The sequence below is a fragment of the Neobacillus sp. S1227 genome, from assembly GCF_055385255.1.
This window is the reverse complement of sequence record NZ_AP038276.1, coordinates 1,693,729-1,709,665: the sequence shown is the minus strand read 5'-3', so window position 1 is coordinate 1,709,665 and position 15,937 is coordinate 1,693,729. Positions and strand designations below refer to the sequence as shown.

14 protein-coding genes are annotated in these 15,937 nt (G+C 40.8%); 3 read left to right on the top strand and 11 right to left on the bottom strand.

Annotated features, from left to right (window positions below):
* Nucleotides 1-20: 20 nt before the first annotated feature.
* A complete protein-coding gene (locus ACZ5AE_RS08790; RefSeq protein ID WP_464571403.1) occupies nt 21-461 on the bottom strand; it encodes a MarR family winged helix-turn-helix transcriptional regulator in 441 nt (146 codons plus the stop codon).
* 183 nt (nt 462-644) lie between these two features.
* Nucleotides 645-1,172 (bottom strand): hemerythrin domain-containing protein, encoded by a 528-nt coding sequence (locus ACZ5AE_RS08785; protein WP_464571401.1) that lies wholly within the window; start codon nt 1,170-1,172, stop codon nt 645-647.
* Nucleotides 1,173-1,396: 224 nt separating this feature from the next.
* Between ACZ5AE_RS08785 and ACZ5AE_RS08780 the strand changes: the two genes are divergently transcribed.
* The gene (locus tag ACZ5AE_RS08780) at nt 1,397-1,744 is read left to right on the top strand and encodes a hypothetical protein (protein WP_464571399.1); all 348 of its coding nucleotides are present in this window, start codon (nt 1,397-1,399) and stop codon (nt 1,742-1,744) included.
* Between the two features lie 135 nt (nt 1,745-1,879).
* Here the strand turns inward: ACZ5AE_RS08780 and ACZ5AE_RS08775 are convergent, their stop codons facing one another.
* The 6 genes from ACZ5AE_RS08775 to ACZ5AE_RS08750 all read right to left on the bottom strand — a co-directional run bounded on the left by ACZ5AE_RS08775 (nt 1,880) and on the right by ACZ5AE_RS08750 (nt 7,639).
* The gene (locus ACZ5AE_RS08775; RefSeq protein WP_040204690.1) at nt 1,880-2,164 is read right to left on the bottom strand and encodes a ferredoxin family protein; all 285 of its coding nucleotides are present in this window, start codon (nt 2,162-2,164) and stop codon (nt 1,880-1,882) included.
* Nucleotides 2,164-3,459: an FAD-dependent oxidoreductase gene (locus ACZ5AE_RS08770; protein ID WP_464571397.1), complete on the bottom strand. Its 1,296-nt coding sequence runs from the start codon at nt 3,457-3,459 to the stop codon at nt 2,164-2,166. Before ACZ5AE_RS08770 ends, ACZ5AE_RS08775 begins: the two co-directional genes overlap by 1 nt.
* Entirely contained in the window at nt 3,452-4,483 is a 1,032-nt protein-coding gene (locus tag ACZ5AE_RS08765; RefSeq protein ID WP_464571395.1) for an electron transfer flavoprotein subunit alpha/FixB family protein, read from the bottom strand. The genes ACZ5AE_RS08770 and ACZ5AE_RS08765 overlap by 8 nt, the downstream gene beginning before the upstream one ends.
* Before the next feature lie 41 nt (nt 4,484-4,524).
* Nucleotides 4,525-5,349, bottom strand: a complete 825-nt coding sequence (locus ACZ5AE_RS08760; RefSeq protein WP_464571393.1) for an electron transfer flavoprotein subunit beta/FixA family protein — start codon at nt 5,347-5,349, stop codon at nt 4,525-4,527.
* A 482-nt stretch (nt 5,350-5,831) separates the two neighbouring features.
* Nucleotides 5,832-6,092 (bottom strand): Spo0E family sporulation regulatory protein-aspartic acid phosphatase, encoded by a 261-nt coding sequence (locus tag ACZ5AE_RS08755; RefSeq protein ID WP_464571391.1) that lies wholly within the window; start codon nt 6,090-6,092, stop codon nt 5,832-5,834.
* Between the two features lie 365 nt (nt 6,093-6,457).
* Nucleotides 6,458-7,639 carry an aminotransferase class I/II-fold pyridoxal phosphate-dependent enzyme gene (locus ACZ5AE_RS08750; protein WP_464571389.1) on the bottom strand — a complete coding sequence of 394 codons (1,182 nt, stop codon included), beginning with the start codon at nt 7,637-7,639 and terminating at the stop codon, nt 6,458-6,460.
* 115 nt (nt 7,640-7,754) lie between these two features.
* On the opposite strand from ACZ5AE_RS08750, the gene ACZ5AE_RS08745 reads away from it, so the two are divergent.
* Entirely contained in the window at nt 7,755-8,540 is a 786-nt protein-coding gene (locus ACZ5AE_RS08745) for a carbon-nitrogen family hydrolase (protein ID WP_464571387.1), read from the top strand.
* A 56-nt stretch (nt 8,541-8,596) separates the two neighbouring features.
* Here the strand turns inward: ACZ5AE_RS08745 and ACZ5AE_RS08740 are convergent, their stop codons facing one another.
* The 3 genes from ACZ5AE_RS08740 to ACZ5AE_RS08730 form a co-directional block, all read right to left on the bottom strand.
* Nucleotides 8,597-9,703 carry an ATP-binding protein gene (locus ACZ5AE_RS08740; protein WP_464571385.1) on the bottom strand — a complete coding sequence of 369 codons (1,107 nt, stop codon included), beginning with the start codon at nt 9,701-9,703 and terminating at the stop codon, nt 8,597-8,599.
* A gap of 157 nt (nt 9,704-9,860) precedes the next feature.
* Nucleotides 9,861-12,155: a thiamine pyrophosphate-dependent enzyme gene (locus ACZ5AE_RS08735; RefSeq protein ID WP_464571383.1), complete on the bottom strand. Its 2,295-nt coding sequence runs from the start codon at nt 12,153-12,155 to the stop codon at nt 9,861-9,863.
* The gene (locus ACZ5AE_RS08730) at nt 12,155-13,168 is read right to left on the bottom strand and encodes a 2-oxoacid:acceptor oxidoreductase family protein (RefSeq protein ID WP_464571381.1); all 1,014 of its coding nucleotides are present in this window, start codon (nt 13,166-13,168) and stop codon (nt 12,155-12,157) included. Before ACZ5AE_RS08730 ends, ACZ5AE_RS08735 begins: the two co-directional genes overlap by 1 nt.
* A 441-nt stretch (nt 13,169-13,609) precedes the next feature.
* Between ACZ5AE_RS08730 and ACZ5AE_RS08725 the strand changes: the two genes are divergently transcribed.
* The gene (locus ACZ5AE_RS08725) at nt 13,610-15,352 is read left to right on the top strand and encodes a B12-binding domain-containing radical SAM protein (protein ID WP_464571379.1); all 1,743 of its coding nucleotides are present in this window, start codon (nt 13,610-13,612) and stop codon (nt 15,350-15,352) included.
* The last annotated feature ends 585 nt before the right edge of the window (nt 15,353-15,937 follow it).

Here is a 15,937-nt window from a genome sequence, read left to right as displayed (position 1 = left end):
AAATACGACTAAAAGTCGTATTAAAATTTTCCTGCAGGCAGGCCTAATTTTTTTAACAAATCAATTGCCTCCAGCTTTTCCGTATCAGATAAACTTGACATAAGCTTATCAATTTGTTGGGCATGTTCAGGAAAAATATCCTGTATCAAATTTTTTCCCTCATCTGTTATTTGCGCAAAAATTACACGTCTATCTGTCGGGCAGGCGCTCCTTCTCAATAATCCCTTTTGTTCAAGCTTATCGACAACATACGTAATACTTCCGCTCGCAAGCAGGATTTTTGCACCTATTTGTTGCAGCGGCTGGTCGCCTTTGTGGTAGAGAAGCTCTAATACAGCAAACTCAGTTGGGTTTAAACCGCTTGCTTGGATAACTTTATTGACGTGTTCATTAATGGCTTTATAGGCTCTTGAGAGAACAATGAAAAGTTTTAGTGAAACGGCTGTTGAATCTTTTTCCATAACAACTCATCCTTTATCTTTATTGGGAAATTGCCCTCAAAGGCAAAACGCTCACAATATCTCGATTTCAAAATTATTATAAAAAAATTTCGAACCGCTGTCAATTACCGGTAAAGTCATATCCCTTAACCTAAATGTTTTATAGGGCAAAAAAAGTAAAAAAGATGGACTCTGCCATCCTTTTTACTTAATTTCTTGAATCCTTTGATATAATTCTGCCTTTTCCTCATCAGAGAGCATTCGCTCGGCCATTGGGAAGAGGACGTTTTCTTCCTTGTTAAAATGCTCCGTTAAAATATAGTAAGCATTTTGGACGTATCCAGCCAATTTTTTAAATTCATCATGTGAAGACGGGCTGGCGGCTGCCTGCTCAAGAAAAGATTTAATATGGGCTTTTGCTTGGTCATGCTCATACTCCATTACCGCGATTGGTCCAGAAGTTGTCCCAATATAAGTTCCCATCATTGGAAACAGCACACCTTCTTCTCTCTCTGAATGCGGGTCAAGCACTGCCAGAAATTCTTCTACCTTAGTAATTAACTCTTGGAAATTAGCTTCTATATCAATATCTTTATCGATTTTTTGGGTTAGACTGAACAAACCTTCCATTTGGCTTCTTAATGGAGGATGTTCTTCCTTCAACTGACTTAATCCCTTACTTCTTAGCTCAGCATTCGGCATCCCGCCGAAACCACTCATACAACTGCTCATTGCATTCACCTCTTTCAATCTTCTGCTTTTAGTATAAAAGCGCAATTACGATTATGTAGTGACAATCGTCACATCTATACCAAATTTACAACTCCACTTGGAATATTATTGACAACTTTTTGAAAACGTTTTATTTTTTTAAAAAATTATAACATTTATCACTCAAAAAAATCCTTATAGTTTCATATAATTAAGGTAGATATTTTGAAAGGGAGGTAACTATATTGAAAACCCCAAATTATCATGATTTTTATCAAACGGCATTCTTACCGATTGGTACAAATGATCTTGTTTCACTTAAGGATACAGATGCCTACATTCCAGAATCCAATTCCACACATTGGCTAATTGCCGTAGAAGGGGTCCAGCTCCCTCAGCCACGGATTTATTTTCATTGGAAAGTCAGTATATATCCAGCCGCAAATGACGGCGACTTCAATTGGAAAAAGCCGTATTATTGCTCAGAAAATATGGAACAAATGGATCATGCCATAGCCCTTGCATCCTCGCTCGCAGCCTTCTGCAATAAAGATGAACTTTCCTCGGCAGCCTTCTTAGAGAAAATAAGCTGACCTTGTAAATACTTACCTTCTAGCTTCACCCTCTTTTTAAAATCCCTTGTGAAAAAATATACATATAGTGTTAAGTGATTTACGATTAAAAGGATAAAAAAAGGTGCTGCCTGCAATAGCAAACAGCACCTTTTTTTATGCTAACCTGAAGACAATTCCATGACCGCCTTTTGGATATTCCCATTTAATATTTTGGTAAGGGCAGCCAATCCGGCAGCTTCCGCATTCGTGACAGCCTTCATAACCTACCTGCATCCGCGTTCCTTCCCACTTATATACCTCAGCTGGGCAAAATACTGTACAAATTTTATCAGGACATTGGGTCATACATACGTCATGATCAAGAACGGTAAGATGGGACTTTGTGTCACACTTAAACCTGAGAAGATACTGTTTTTCCTCAATATTCTTCGTTGACATTATTTCACCGCCTTCCATGCACGATAGAGATCTTGCAATACGCGCAGTGTTCCTCTTTGTGAGGTCATATTTTTAATAATCTGCTTTTGTTTATCACGTTTTGGAGTGCCGTCAACAGTAAAGAATTTGCTAGCTGCCTGATTCATCATTGGAACATACTCTTTAAAATATTGCGGGTATTTTTCGAATGTATGGGCCGCATCTTTGTACTTTTCCAAATCTTTTATGATAAAGCTATTATAAAGGGCCTCGCGGTAGTTATTTAACATTGATTCGCTGAAATTCCCAAAGCGGTGCGCCTCAATTACAGTCTCGGCAGCCAATAAGCCAGAATGCATCGCCATGTTCGAACCTTCACGATGAATAGCGTTAACAAGCTGGGCAGCGTCCCCAACAACAATAACTCCATTGCCAGCCACTTTAGGAACAGAGCGGTAGCCTCCTTCCGGAATGAGGTGGGCAAGATATTCAGCAGACTCGCCGCCGGCAATGAGAGGTTTGACCATTGGATGATTCTTTAAGTAATCCAGCAGTTCATATGGCTTCATTTTTGCTTTTATCATACTCGATAGTGTTGTCCCCACTCCGATATTCAAACTCTCTTTGTTGGTATATAGAAAAGCCGTACCCAGATTTCCTTTTGTGGAATCTCCAAAGATCTCAATCGTACAGCCTTGGTTGTCCTCCAAATTAAAGCGGTCATTTATTTTGTCTTTTGGAAGATTAACCACTTCCATAACCGTCAGCGCCACTTCATCTGGGCGGAACTCCTTATGGAACCCCAGCTGTTTGGATAAAAGCGAGTTAACTCCGTCAGCAAGGACAACTACATCTGCTAATACCACACCATCCGGCCTATCGGTACGGACACCAACAACCTTGCCGTCTTCGACAATACATTCCGTGACAACTGTTTCGTTAATTAGAAGCGCTCCTGCCTCCACAGCTTTCTTTGCGAACCATTGATCAAACTGAGCCCTTAGAACTGTAAAGTTATTATATGGCTCAACTCCCCATTCGAGGCCCTTATATCCGAACGAAAGAACTGATTCTTTGTCCATCATCCAGAACCGCTGTTCAATGACCGGTCTTTCAAGCGGCGCTTCTTTCCAAAATTCAGGAATTAATTCTTCCATTTGCTGGCGGTACAATACTCCGCCCATAACGTTTTTGGCACCTGGATACTCTCCACGTTCAATCAGCAGCACATTTAGACCATTTTTAGCACAAGTGTAAGCACAAGAGGTTCCTGCGGGGCCAGCCCCTACCACAATCACGTCAAACTTCTCAGGCATAGCTCAGTTCACCGCCCTTTTCAGCTTTAAGCTCTTTAAATTGCTCGATTAGTTTTGGAACAATTTTCACTGCGTCTCCTACAATGCCGTACGTTGCCACGTCAAAAATCGGGGCGTTGGGGTCTTTGTTAATGGCAATTATTAACTCAGAATTCTTCATACCGACCACATGCTGAATCGCTCCAGATACTCCAATGGCAAAATAAATTTTCGGAGTGACTGTCTCCCCGGTCTGTCCAACCTGCTGATCATGCGGCAGCCATCCTGCTTCAACGACATCGCGGGTTCCGCCTACGCTTGCGCCGATTGTTTCCGCCAATTCATGGACTAGCTGGAAATTTTGCAGGTCGCCCATCCCTTTACCACCGCATACGATGACATGGGCATCGGCTAATTTAGCCTTTTTTGTTACGTCATTCACAATTTGCAGTACTTTTGTACGCATATCCTCTTCATTCAGAGCTATTTTCTCTTCAATAATTTTTCCTTGTCTAGATGCATCCGGTTCTAGTGCCTTCATTACTTTAGGTCTTACTGTTGCCATTTGCGGGCGATGCTTCTTACAGAGAATCGTTGCCATAATATTACCGCCGAATGCCGGCCGGCTTGCTTCCAGCAATCTATTATCTACGTCCACATCCAACATCGTTGTATCTGCTGTTAATCCCGTAATTAAATCTGTTGCGACAGCGCTCGCCAAGTCCTTTCCGTTTGGTGTTGCACCGTAAAGAATAATTTCCGGCATATATTTTTGCGCTAACAGCATAACACCTTTCATATATGATTCTGTACGATAATCCTTCAAAACTGGATGGTCAATTACGTAGACCTCATCAGCCCCATAAGAAATAATCAGATTGGCTAATGGACTTATTTGATTGCCCAACAAGAATCCCCCTAATGGAACCTCAAGCTTATCTGCCAGCTTCCTGCCAGCACCCAGCAATTCTAGTGAAACATCTTCAATTTTACCGTCATTTTGTTCAATGAATACCCAGACTCCACGGTAATCGTCAAGCTTCATTCAAGACCCCTCCCTGCTCTATACCCTAAAATTTATTAACATTATTTAGTTGACTGTAATGTAAACAGGTCTTTTTTCTCCATCAGAATATCCATTAGCTGACTTACCTGCTCATCGGCCGAACCATCTAGTTTTTTCCCGCCTTCAGGCCTTGGAGGTGTGAACATCTTACCGACAACCGTAGGAGACCCTTTTAGTCCAAGCTGTGAGCGGTCAACATTTTCAAGATCATCCACTGCCCAAATAATCGGTTCATATCTTGCAGCACTTATCATGTTCGGCATTGGTGAATACTCGATATCATTGATTTCTTTTTCAACTGTTAATAGACAAGGCATTTCCGACTGGATCAGTTCGTATCCGTTGGTTAATTTCCGTTTAATTAAGACCGTTTTCTCATGCTTATTCACCTCTGTTACCTCAATCACATTTGTAACAGGAGGAATATCCAATCTCCGTGCGATACCAGGGCCAACCTGGCCGGTATCTCCATCAATGGCATGCTTTCCACAAATAATCATGTCAATCGGGAGTTCCTTGGCAATTCTTTCTAACGCCTTTGATAAGGCGTAACTGGTTGCAAGTGTATCGGCACCTGCAAAAGCACGATCCGATATTAAATACCCCTGGTCTGCGCCAATTTCCACGCTTTTCTTAATGACAGCAGTTGCCTGCGGAGGTCCCATTGATAAAACCGAGATGGTTCCGCCAGTTTTTTCTTTGATTTTTACAGCTTCTTGAACCGCATGGGCATCATATGGGTTCAAAATAGCCGGGGCACTCCTGCGGTCGAGTGTATTTGTTTTCGGATTAATTTTGATGATTTTTGTATCGGGTACTTGTTTGACACATACGACAATGTGCATGTAGGACTTCCCTCCTCCAAATAAGCTAAAAATGATGATAGCGTTTGACTTTCTGGTTGGTTATTAAAAATGCTTTTATTAACGATATATGAATCGCAAACAAAGCATATTACCCAAAATTAATAGATTTCTTTAATTGAATGAAAAGACAGGAAAATTCATATAAGAGAAAATTTGCTACAAATGCTCCAAGTACGGGTGAAGTTCATGGTGTGGGTATTTTTGATAGAAAATAGTACTAATTTAACTATATGAAATATTGAGATATCGACAATGATAAAAATCACAGCACTGTCTTTACATGCAGAAAAATATTTTTCTCGCTGAGAAATATGTTTTTAAAGGAGGCACTAAAAAGAATGGGCCTTCTGCAACAATGTATAATTGTAACGGAAGGCCTTTTATTTTGAGGTTCTTGGCATTTTAAAGTTAAATAATTTCTAAAGTAGTTTTCATTAGAACAGAGATAAGATACTTTTTGGTTAGACTAATACTTTGGGCCAAATCATGATCATTTGCTTTAAGGCGAATTTGATTTCTTCGGGTGGTTTGGAGGCTTGTCCCATCATTCGGTGATACTCATTGATTAACTCGTCCAATTCTTGGCTGTATTTAACGGTTTGTTCGCTTGTAAACCCAAATGTATTTGCACTTTTTATCATAAGTTCTCGTTTTGCTTTTATCTCTTCAATCATTTGACTATGGATCGGACTTTGACTAGTGGTATTACTATACTCGTACAATGTTATCCTCCTACCTCTTACACACTTACTGTAATTCGCTAAAAAATTAGACTACTTGATGAATTATGACAAGAATTTTTTCAAATGTAAATACATTCGCAAAAGTAGACAAAACATTCTAAAACTTTCTGTTTTCGACAGATAATTTGCTGGCTTCCTTGAAAATTCGACACAAATTTCCAATTAACAAGTATCGAAATAAGATTGTTGGAGAAAACCGCTTTGTTTCAATAATGAAAGCGTATTCATCACCCGGGTAGGATTGTAAATTTTTTTAATATATTTTTTTAGTACTAAAGTCCCTAAGTCTAAAATAAAAAAGCTGGCTCTAATAAAATCTAAGCCAGCTTTATAACTGAATAATTTTAGCTTTTTTTAAATATTTCCAACTCACTGATCCGTTCGACTGCCTCTGTAAGCCGCTCATTTGAGGTCAGCAGACCGATTCGGACATATCCTTCCCCATACGAACCAAAACCAACCCCCGGCGCCGCTACTACTTGAGCCTTTTCCAACAAAATGTTGGAAAATTCCTCAGAAGAAAAACCATTTGGCACTTTTAGCCAGGCAAAGAAAGATCCTTTTGGAGCGGTCACGTCCCAGCCTATTGAACGGAGCCCGTCAATAAGGCAATTTCGTCTGTGCTCATACATCTCATTTAATTCCTTCACGCAGTCCTGAGGGCCTGTCAGCGCTTCTGCAGCAGCCTCCTGGACGGCACCAAACAAGCTGACATATAAGTGATCCTGAATGAGCTCTAGTGCGGAAATTACACTTTCATTTCCTACTGCAAAAGCAACGCGCCAGCCTGCCATATTATAAGTTTTGGAGAGCGTGTATATTTCAATTCCGACATCCTTGGCGCCCTGTGTCTGCAGAAAGCTTGGTGGTTTTACACCATCGAAACCGATGCCTCCATAGGCGAAGTCGTGTACAATACAAATATCATGGTCATTTGCAAGCCTTACAGTCTCTTCAAAAAATTCTAGGTCAGCCACAGCCCCGGTCGGATTATTGGGATAGTTGAGGAACATTAATTTTGCCTTCTCAAGATCCTCTATCCCTAGCTCGCTGTAATCAGGAAGAAAACGATTTTCTTCTTTCAAAGGCATAGTGACCATTTTGGCTTTAGCCAGTGCGACCCCGGACCAATAGTCAGGATATCCTGGATCAGGAACCAAAACAGTATCCCCAGGGTTTAATAAACATTGTGGAATCTCCACCAAACCTGCTTTGCCCCCAAAAAGGATTGCGACTTCCTTTTCGGGGTTGAGTTTTACACTATATTCTCGAAAATAAAAATCTGCAACTGCTTTTTTTAAATAAGGAAATCCTTGAAATGGAGAATATTTATGATTTATAGGATTTGCCGCTGCCTCCTGAAGTTTAGCAACAATATGCCTTGGTGTCGGCTGATCTGGATTCCCCTGGCCTAAATTAATCACATCAAATCCCCGTTCTATATATTCACCAGCTTTTTTGACGAGTGATGCAAAAAATTGCTTTGGAAGACTATCCAATATTTCCGAATGAGGAAAATGCTTCATATTTCTCACCTGCTATTTTCTAAATTTTAAGGTTGAAATTCTAGTCACAAATGATATAACTTTTATAACGGCTTGTAAAGGGAAAATTCCGAAATTTCATAAGGGAGAGAGAATAATGAAATTAAAAATTGCTTGTTTGCAGATGAATATTGCCTTTGGCAACCCCGAGAAAAACTATCAGAATGCAGAAAAATTAATCGAAGCAGCTACTAGCGAACAGCCGGATATCATTGTCCTGCCTGAGCTTTGGACAACAGGCTATGATCTGACACGCCTCGATACAATCGCTGATAAAGGAGCGCTACAAACAATAGAATTTTTACAGAATGCCGCCAAAAAGTATAATGTTAACTTTGTCGGCGGTTCTGTCGCCAATCAGGATGACAAGGGAGTAAAAAATACCCTTCTCATCATAAACCGGGAGGGCGAACTTAGTTCCGAATATAGTAAACTGCATTTATTCAAGCTAATGGATGAACACCTTTATTTAGAAGCGGGCAGTAAAAAAGGACTATTTAAGCTTGATAGCCACGCATTTGCCGGGGTCATTTGCTATGATATCCGCTTCCCAGAATGGATTCGTGCCCATACATCTGAGGGGGCAGAAGCGTTATTTGTAGTGGCGGAGTGGCCAGCTCCAAGATTATCACATTGGAGAAATCTATTAATTGCCAGAGCAATCGAAAACCAATGCTTCGTGATTGCCTGCAACCGTTCCGGAAGCGATCCGAATAATGAATTTGCCGGACATTCACTCGTCATTGATCCATGGGGAGAGATTATCGCCGAGGCGGGCGCAGATGAGGAAATTATAACTGCAGAGATTGATTTAAAGCTTGTCGGAGAAATCCGTAAGCAGATTCCGATTTTTGAAGACCGCAGACCGGATTACTATCAATAATTTTTCACAGCAAATAAGAGGCTGCAAGTCAGCCTCTTTCTCATACTCTTTAAGTTTTAGTGCAGCGGGAGGGTGATATAGAATGTAGTCCCTTTTCCTACTTCGCTTTCAATCCGGATTGAACCTTTATGCTCTTCAATAATTTTATAGCTGACCATTAATCCAAGGCCTGTGCCTCTTTCTTTAGTTGTGAAAAAAGCTTCCCCCAGCCTTTGTAATTTCTCCTTGGATATTCCTACTCCTTCATCCTGGATTGAAATAAGAGCTTGATTATTTTCAAAGGCCTCTATAGTAACCGTAATTGTTCCGCCGTCTGGCATGACTTCAATCGCATTTTTGATTAAATTAATAAAAACCTTTTTCAACTCATTGGGTTCACAAAAAATCTGAGAAAGTCTTTCATCAAATTTCGTTGAGAATTGAACATTATGTAAAACAGCCTGGGCATGTAAAATGTCTAAGGATTCCCTCATTATTTGATTCAGATTCCTCTCCTGAAAGCGGATTTCCTGGGGTTTCGCCAATAGTAAAAACTCGTTAATGATGGTTTCAATTCGCTCTAGCTCACTTGTAATGACTTCATAATACATGGAATGTTCTTGTTTGATACTTCCTTCAAGCAGCTGAATAAAGCCTTTTAAAGCGGTCATCGGATTTCTAATTTCGTGGGCAATTCCAGCCGCAAGCTCGCCTATAACCTTTAACGTTTCTGATTTTCGAAGCTGTTCCTCCATATTCACCTTGTCGGTAATATCCTTTAAAGCAGTAAAATTTAAGTTTGCCATAATCCCCGATTTCGAACTGATTTCAATATGCCTATCCTTGCCAGAAATCATTTCATAAACAATTATAGATGTAAAATATCCCTTATCAATTGCATTCTCTAGATGTTTCTTTAAAACTCGTATTTGGTTGTCAAACTTTGTAAATGGCTCAATTAATAATCTTCCTATTAATTTTTCCTTTGGAAGGCCAAAAAACTTTTCTGCTGCAAAATTTATATCCACTATGCGAAATTGGTAATCCCAAAGGATGAGTCCATCAATGGAATCTTCAAAAATGCGTTTATATTTTTGTTCGTGCTCTAGCAAATTTGCATTTTTTGTAAAAACTACATCAGTCTTACTAGGTAAAGTACCATCCTGTTCCAATTTGATTTTCACTAAATGGCCACCCCGCTATCAACCAAAGTTCAGCACTAAATTAAAAATTTATATTCTATATAAAACTTGTTAATCCCTTTTTTCTTCCAATATTTTTTATTTCCTCCTATATAAAGAAAAACGCAAAGCAAAATTAAATGCTTTGCGTTCTTCTTTTTTATAGCCAAGGGTTGTCATGCTTTGCTTTCAGGCGCTGCCACCTTTTTTCTATTTCTCTTTCAAATTCGTCTACTAGATGTTTGTTTTCTTCTTTGAGGAGATGTTTCGTTTTCCCCATATATTTAAACCATTCGATTACCGGAACGCGCTTTTTCTTTTCTTCAGGGTTATAGGTAATCGAGGTAACACCCTGTTCTACTTCATACAGTGGGAAGAAGCAGGAATTGACGGCCTCTTCAAGAATTTTTGTTCCATAACGGTCCTCAGATTTCCAGTTTAATGGACAGGTAATTAAAAGTTTTCCGTACACTGGTCCGACATTTTGTGCGTACCACTGGGCCTTCGCACCTTTTTTCACCAAATCCTGCGGGAATGCTTCTGACCCGGTAAATACATAAGGGATATTTGTCGCAGCCATAATTTGTACTGTGTCCTTGTGGTGGAAGCTTTTCCCTTGCTGTGTTTTTCCAACTCCAGAGGTACTCGTCATATGACCAAGCGGTGTTGAATAAGACATCTGCGATCCAGTATTCATGTAGCCTTCATTATCGTATTCGAGCATAATCAGCTTATGGCCGCGAAGTGCTGTCCCAATTGCAGAGCCCATACCAATGTCCATTCCGCCGTCACCGGTAATCATGACAAAAGTCGCATCATCAGACACTTGAATTTCCCCGCGCCGCTTTAATTCCATGAAGGCTTCAACAGTTCCAGATAGCGTAGCTGCACCATTCTGGAACAGGTTATGCATCATCGTCTGCTTATGCGAACTATATGGATAGGCAGTTGTTGTAACGTAAGCACAGCCTGTCTGGAATAAGGTTACAATATCTCCTTCAATCCCTTTAAAGAACAACTCCAGCCCGCCGAATATGCCGCATCCTGGACAGGCACCATGCCCGGAAGCAATTCGTTTCGGCTTATTTGTCAGCATCCGCAGCGGTGGAATTTTCACTTTTAATTTATTTGTTTCTTCATCCATTTTTACTTCAATTAAACCAGATTTATAGGCATCACCCTGCTGCGGTGTGATGACAGACTTTAGGATTTTTTCCGGATTTCCCGGTACATGCCCGAAATAATCAAATGGTTTTTCCGCATAGCCTTTCTCCATTGCATCAATCGCCATATTAAAGAATTCATGGGCATCACTTGCATAGAAATCCTTACCGCCCATTCCGAATACACGGCTTAATACGATTGTTTGATTATTCTTGTCATCCTGCAGGGCAGACTTGATCTCATGCATTAAATTGGGACCATGTGCACCATAGGAATCAGCACGCTCACCGACTAATAATGCTTTCACATTTTTAAGAGCTTCACGGATTTCTTTAGCGGGAAAAGGACGAATAATATTTGGACTGATTACCCCTGCTTTAATTCCTTGGGCGCGCAGCTGGTCAACAACATCCTTTGCTGATTCGGCTGCAGAGTTTAATAGGAATAACGCAACCTCAGCGTCCTCCATTTTGTATAAGTCCAAAACAGGATATTCTCTTCCTGAAAGTTTTGTGTATTCGGCAGACACTTCCCTGAATACCTCACCGGCATTATACATAGCCTCGGATTGCTGGAAATGATTGTTCATCAAATCTTCGCCATTCATGTGTGCACCAATCGTTACCGGTTTTTGCGGATCTCTAATAAAATTGTAATCAGTCGGGCATTCGCCGACAAATTGTTGCACAACCCGTCGGTCCTTAAAGTATTGAACTCTCCGTTTTTGGTGGGAGGTCCAGAATCCATCATATGCAACAATGACAGGGAGCCGGACTTTAGCGTGTTCGGCAATTTTCAATGCCATAATATTCATGTCATAGACCGCTTGAGGGGTTCTTGCCGTTAAAATAACCCATCCGGTATTTAGACCAAAGTAAAGATCGGAGTGGTCCCCACGGATATCAAGCGGACCACTGACAGCACGAGTGACCAGATTCATGACCATTGGAAACCGTGTGCCTGCCTGGACTGGAAGCTGTTCAATCATATATAAAAAGCCGTTCGCACTTGTTGCATTGAAGACGCGCGCCCCAGTGGCGGCAGCACCGTAGCAAATACCGGCCGAGCCATGCTCGCCATCTGCTGGAATCAGCTTTATATCATGCTCGCCGCGTGCTTTCATTTGATCTAAAAATTGTGCCACCTCTGTAGATGGGGTAATCGGGAAATAACCCATGATATGATAGTTGATTTGCGCTGCCGCCATCGCAGCCATTTCATTGCCAGATTCAAACGTTGAAATCTGCTCGGCTCCAACTTGTGCTGTTAATTTTTCCTCTAAAATAGCCATTATAAATTCCCTCCCACTGCATAAGGAAAGTTTTGCTTCACACGATTTGCGTCAGCATATCCGATCACTTCGCGAAGATCCGTTAAGGCACTTGTCGGACATGCTTCCACGCATTTTAAGCAGCCCTTGCAATATTGATAGTCAATTCCCTTAAGAAACATTTGCTTTCTGCCGCGCTTGTCCTCTCCCTCTTCCCAGACGAAGCAGAAATCTGGACAAACGTTATCGCAGGCTGCACAGTCTATACACTTATCTCGTTCGAATTGTGGCAAGAAGCCCTGTCTTGAGCCGCTCAAATCTTTTAATATACTATTTGCCTGAGTGGTAATAACACCGCCAAGTTCTTGAGTCATATAGCCCAGCTGTGGAAGCGGGCGGGTAAAGGCTTTACCTTGGGCATCCTCCGGAACATGGTAGGTTTTAAATTCAACTTCATTATAGCCGCGGTCAAACGTCCTTAGGTTTGGTTCAACAAGATGCGGGTATTTTTTCTCAAATGTCTTCCGGATAACTTTTCTCATGGCGCCCGGATCCAAAAAATCACATATGCGGAATAATGCCCCAAGCATCGCTGTATTTACTTTCGTTTTTTCCTCGACGGCAATGGTTAAGGAATCTACAATCGCTAATGTTCCATATTCCAGTTTTAAGTCCTTTTTCACATCATCGAAATCCCTTGATGAGTTGACTAAGACGATACCGTCAGCATTTAAACCGCTTACCACATTAATCGTTTTATACAATGCTTCGTGGAAAACGCCCACAATATGAGGCTGCTCAATTGGGCTGTGATCACGAATTTCAATCCCAGGTTCGCAAAAGCGGATAAAGCTTTTAACCGGGGTTCCTTTTTTCTCCGAGCCATAGGACGAAAAGTGGGAGCCATTTAAACCAAGCCCTAATACCCCTGCTTCTGCCAGCATTTTCCCGGCAAGATTTGCTCCAAGACCGCCGATTGATTCGAGGCGGATTTCAAAAAAACCTAGCTCATTTTTTTGCGGTAAAATAGACATAATGTCCCTCTCCTCCTTTGTTCAATAAAACTATCCGAAAAAGACATAAATAATTAACTTATCTCACCGCTATTGTAGGCCATATTATTTTGTAAATCTGTGACAAAAATCAAACATCCAAACATTTTTTTTAAAACACATTTTAATCGATCGAAAGATTTCTTTATTTATAAAGTATCTTCATTGCTTATTAATTATATAACAGGTTTAATATTGTGCTATAACAGATCGATCGCAATTGATAATCAACTTATCAAAAGCTAAAGCGGCACCGGTTTGTCCCCTGTCCTTTTCGGCTAAAATAAGCTATAATAATATTTTGTTTTATTATAAAGAAAACTCGCCGATTGACGGGCCCCTTAGGGCGGTTCATGAAGCGTAGTAGCACTTATGCGTTAAGAAAGTTTACACTTTCTTAATTGCTGAAAAAGGAGCTTTTTTATGAAAGTCATTTGTTCTACGCTGAACGCGAAATATATTCATACAAATCTCGCCATAAGGTGCTTAAAAGCATATGCCGCACCTGATTTTGATATCATTTTAAAGGAATACACCATCAAAGATCCGGTGATGAACATTGTCTCCGACCTCCACCAGCAAAAGCCGGATGTTATCGGTTTCAGCTGTTATATCTGGAATATTGAAGAGACCCTTAAGGTCGTCAATATGCTTAAGAAAATTGACCCTTCCCTTATCATTGTACTAGGAGGCCCTGAGGTTTCCTACGACACGCGCGAGTGGATGGAAAAACATCCGGAAATCGACTTTATCGTAATGGGCGAAGGGGAGCAAACCTTTAAACAATTGCTGACGGAACTTGATACAAATAAAAATATCGAAAATGTTCATGGAGTTGCATATCGCGACAATGGAAAATTAGCCAGCACACCACAGAGAAATAAGCTTGATTTAAAAGAATTACCTTCCCCCTTCCGTTTTGCTGAGGATATCCCCCAGTTAGGGAAACGGGTTACTTATATCGAAACAAGCCGAGGCTGTCCGTTCAGCTGTCAATTTTGCCTATCCTCCATCGAAGTCGGTGTCCGCTATTTTGACCGGGAACGAATTAAAGAGGATATTCGCTATTTAATGGCGAACGGTGCTAAAACAATTAAATTTGTTGACCGGACCTTTAATATTAGCAGAAGCTATGCAATGGAAATGTTCCGCTTCCTTATTGATGAACATCTTCCTGGAACTGTGTTTCAATTTGAAATTACAGCGGATATCATGCGGCCGGAAGTCATTGAATTTCTTAACCAAGAGGCACCAAAAGGACTTTTCCGTTTCGAAATTGGCGTACAGTCAACGAATGACTATACAAATGAGCTTGTGAGAAGAAAGCAAAATTTTGAAAAACTGAAAAGAACAGTGACGATGGTGAAAGATGGAGGGAAAATTGATCAGCATCTTGATCTTATTGCGGGACTGCCTGAAGAAGATTATGCCTCCTTCCGGAAGACCTTCAACGATGTGTTTGAAATGAGGCCGGAAGAACTGCAGTTAGGGTTTTTAAAAATGCTGCGCGGAACTGGGGTCCGAATACGCGCTGCAGAACATGATTATGTATATATGGATCATTCCCCATATGAGATTTTAAGCAACAATGTCCTATCGTTTAACGATATTGTCAAAATAAAGCAAGTGGAAGATGTGTTAGAAAAATATTGGAATGACCACCGCATGGACCACACAGTTGAATATCTGGTGACACATGTTTTCCCTTCACCGTTCGATTTCTTTCAGGATTTTGGTTCCTACTGGGATGAACAGGGTTGGTCAAGAATCGGCCATCAGTTGGAGGATCTATTTCGGCGATTACATTCATTTTTAGTCAAGAGGGGTGTTCCAAACCTTAATGTTATTTCCGGTTTAATGAAATATGATTATTTAAAGCATCATAAATACAAACCGAGAAAACCTTGGTGGGAAGCAGAGTTGGAGAAAAGTGAACGTTCGAAAATCTACAAATATATTTCCGATACTCCTCAACTTTTAGGGCCGGAATTTCTCAAGCTTGAGCTTGATGAAAAAGAACTTTATAAGCATACCATGCTAGAGCTTCTGTCTTTTGACCTGACAAAGTATTTTCTTACCGGTGAAATAGAACACCAGTCCACAGGTTTATTGGCGTATTTTGACCCAACCAACCTAGAGACAATCTTATTTCCTTTTAATATTTAAGAAATATACCGGTGCTACTGGTTTATTAGGCTGTCGAAAAACTTTCGATAGCCTTTTATTTTACACATATTCTTTTTTAATTTGTAATGATGTTTATTAAAATAAAGACACTTCAACAGGTATGTTGATTAGCGCTCAAAGGCGCTTCGCTTTCCGCGGGGTGCAGGGGAGCCTCCTGTCGCTAAAAGCTCCTTCGGGTTCTCCCCTGCCCCGTACTCCCGCAGGAGTCTTCGCGCCTTCCTCGCAAATTAACAGGTGTACTAAATTAGGATCGTCAACTCACACAAAATAAAAACATATGTAGTAGTGTAATCTATTATGAAGAAATGCAAGTAAACAAGCTCTCTATTCTGCAACCTGCCAAAACATAAAAATTGCAACACACTTGCCAGGTTAGACTTAGTGTGTTGCAATACTAGATGTTGTTTTGCCACCCTGTTGATTGGAGCGGAGGGCACTCGACTCCTGCGGGATATAGAGGTCACTGGAGACCCCGCAGGCGCCTAGCGCCGAGGAGGCTTCAGGACCTCCCCGCGGAAAGTGAGTGCCCGGAGCGGAAATCAACAGGCCTGTTTGCATAGCAGT

Coding starts and splice junctions, on each gene's coding strand:
- ACZ5AE_RS08775 (WP_040204690.1), bottom strand. CDS start 2,164: ATGTCAACGAAGAATATTGAGGAAAAACAGTATCTTCTCAGGTTTAAG.
- ACZ5AE_RS08735 (WP_464571383.1), bottom strand. CDS start 12,155: ATGGCTATTTTAGAGGAAAAATTAACAGCACAAGTTGGAGCCGAGCAG.
- ACZ5AE_RS08765 (WP_464571395.1), bottom strand. CDS start 4,483: ATGAAGCTTGACGATTACCGTGGAGTCTGGGTATTCATTGAACAAAAT.
- ACZ5AE_RS08750 (WP_464571389.1), bottom strand. CDS start 7,639: ATGAAGCATTTTCCTCATTCGGAAATATTGGATAGTCTTCCAAAGCAA.
- ACZ5AE_RS08785 (WP_464571401.1), bottom strand. CDS start 1,172: ATGAGCAGTTGTATGAGTGGTTTCGGCGGGATGCCGAATGCTGAGCTA.
- ACZ5AE_RS08730 (WP_464571381.1), bottom strand. CDS start 13,168: ATGTCTATTTTACCGCAAAAAAATGAGCTAGGTTTTTTTGAAATCCGC.
- ACZ5AE_RS08760 (WP_464571393.1), bottom strand. CDS start 5,349: ATGCACATTGTCGTATGTGTCAAACAAGTACCCGATACAAAAATCATC.
- ACZ5AE_RS08770 (WP_464571397.1), bottom strand. CDS start 3,459: ATGCCTGAGAAGTTTGACGTGATTGTGGTAGGGGCTGGCCCCGCAGGA.
- ACZ5AE_RS08725 (WP_464571379.1), top strand. CDS start 13,610: ATGAAAGTCATTTGTTCTACGCTGAACGCGAAATATATTCATACAAAT.
- ACZ5AE_RS08790 (WP_464571403.1), bottom strand. CDS start 461: ATGGAAAAAGATTCAACAGCCGTTTCACTAAAACTTTTCATTGTTCTC.
- ACZ5AE_RS08745 (WP_464571387.1), top strand. CDS start 7,755: ATGAAATTAAAAATTGCTTGTTTGCAGATGAATATTGCCTTTGGCAAC.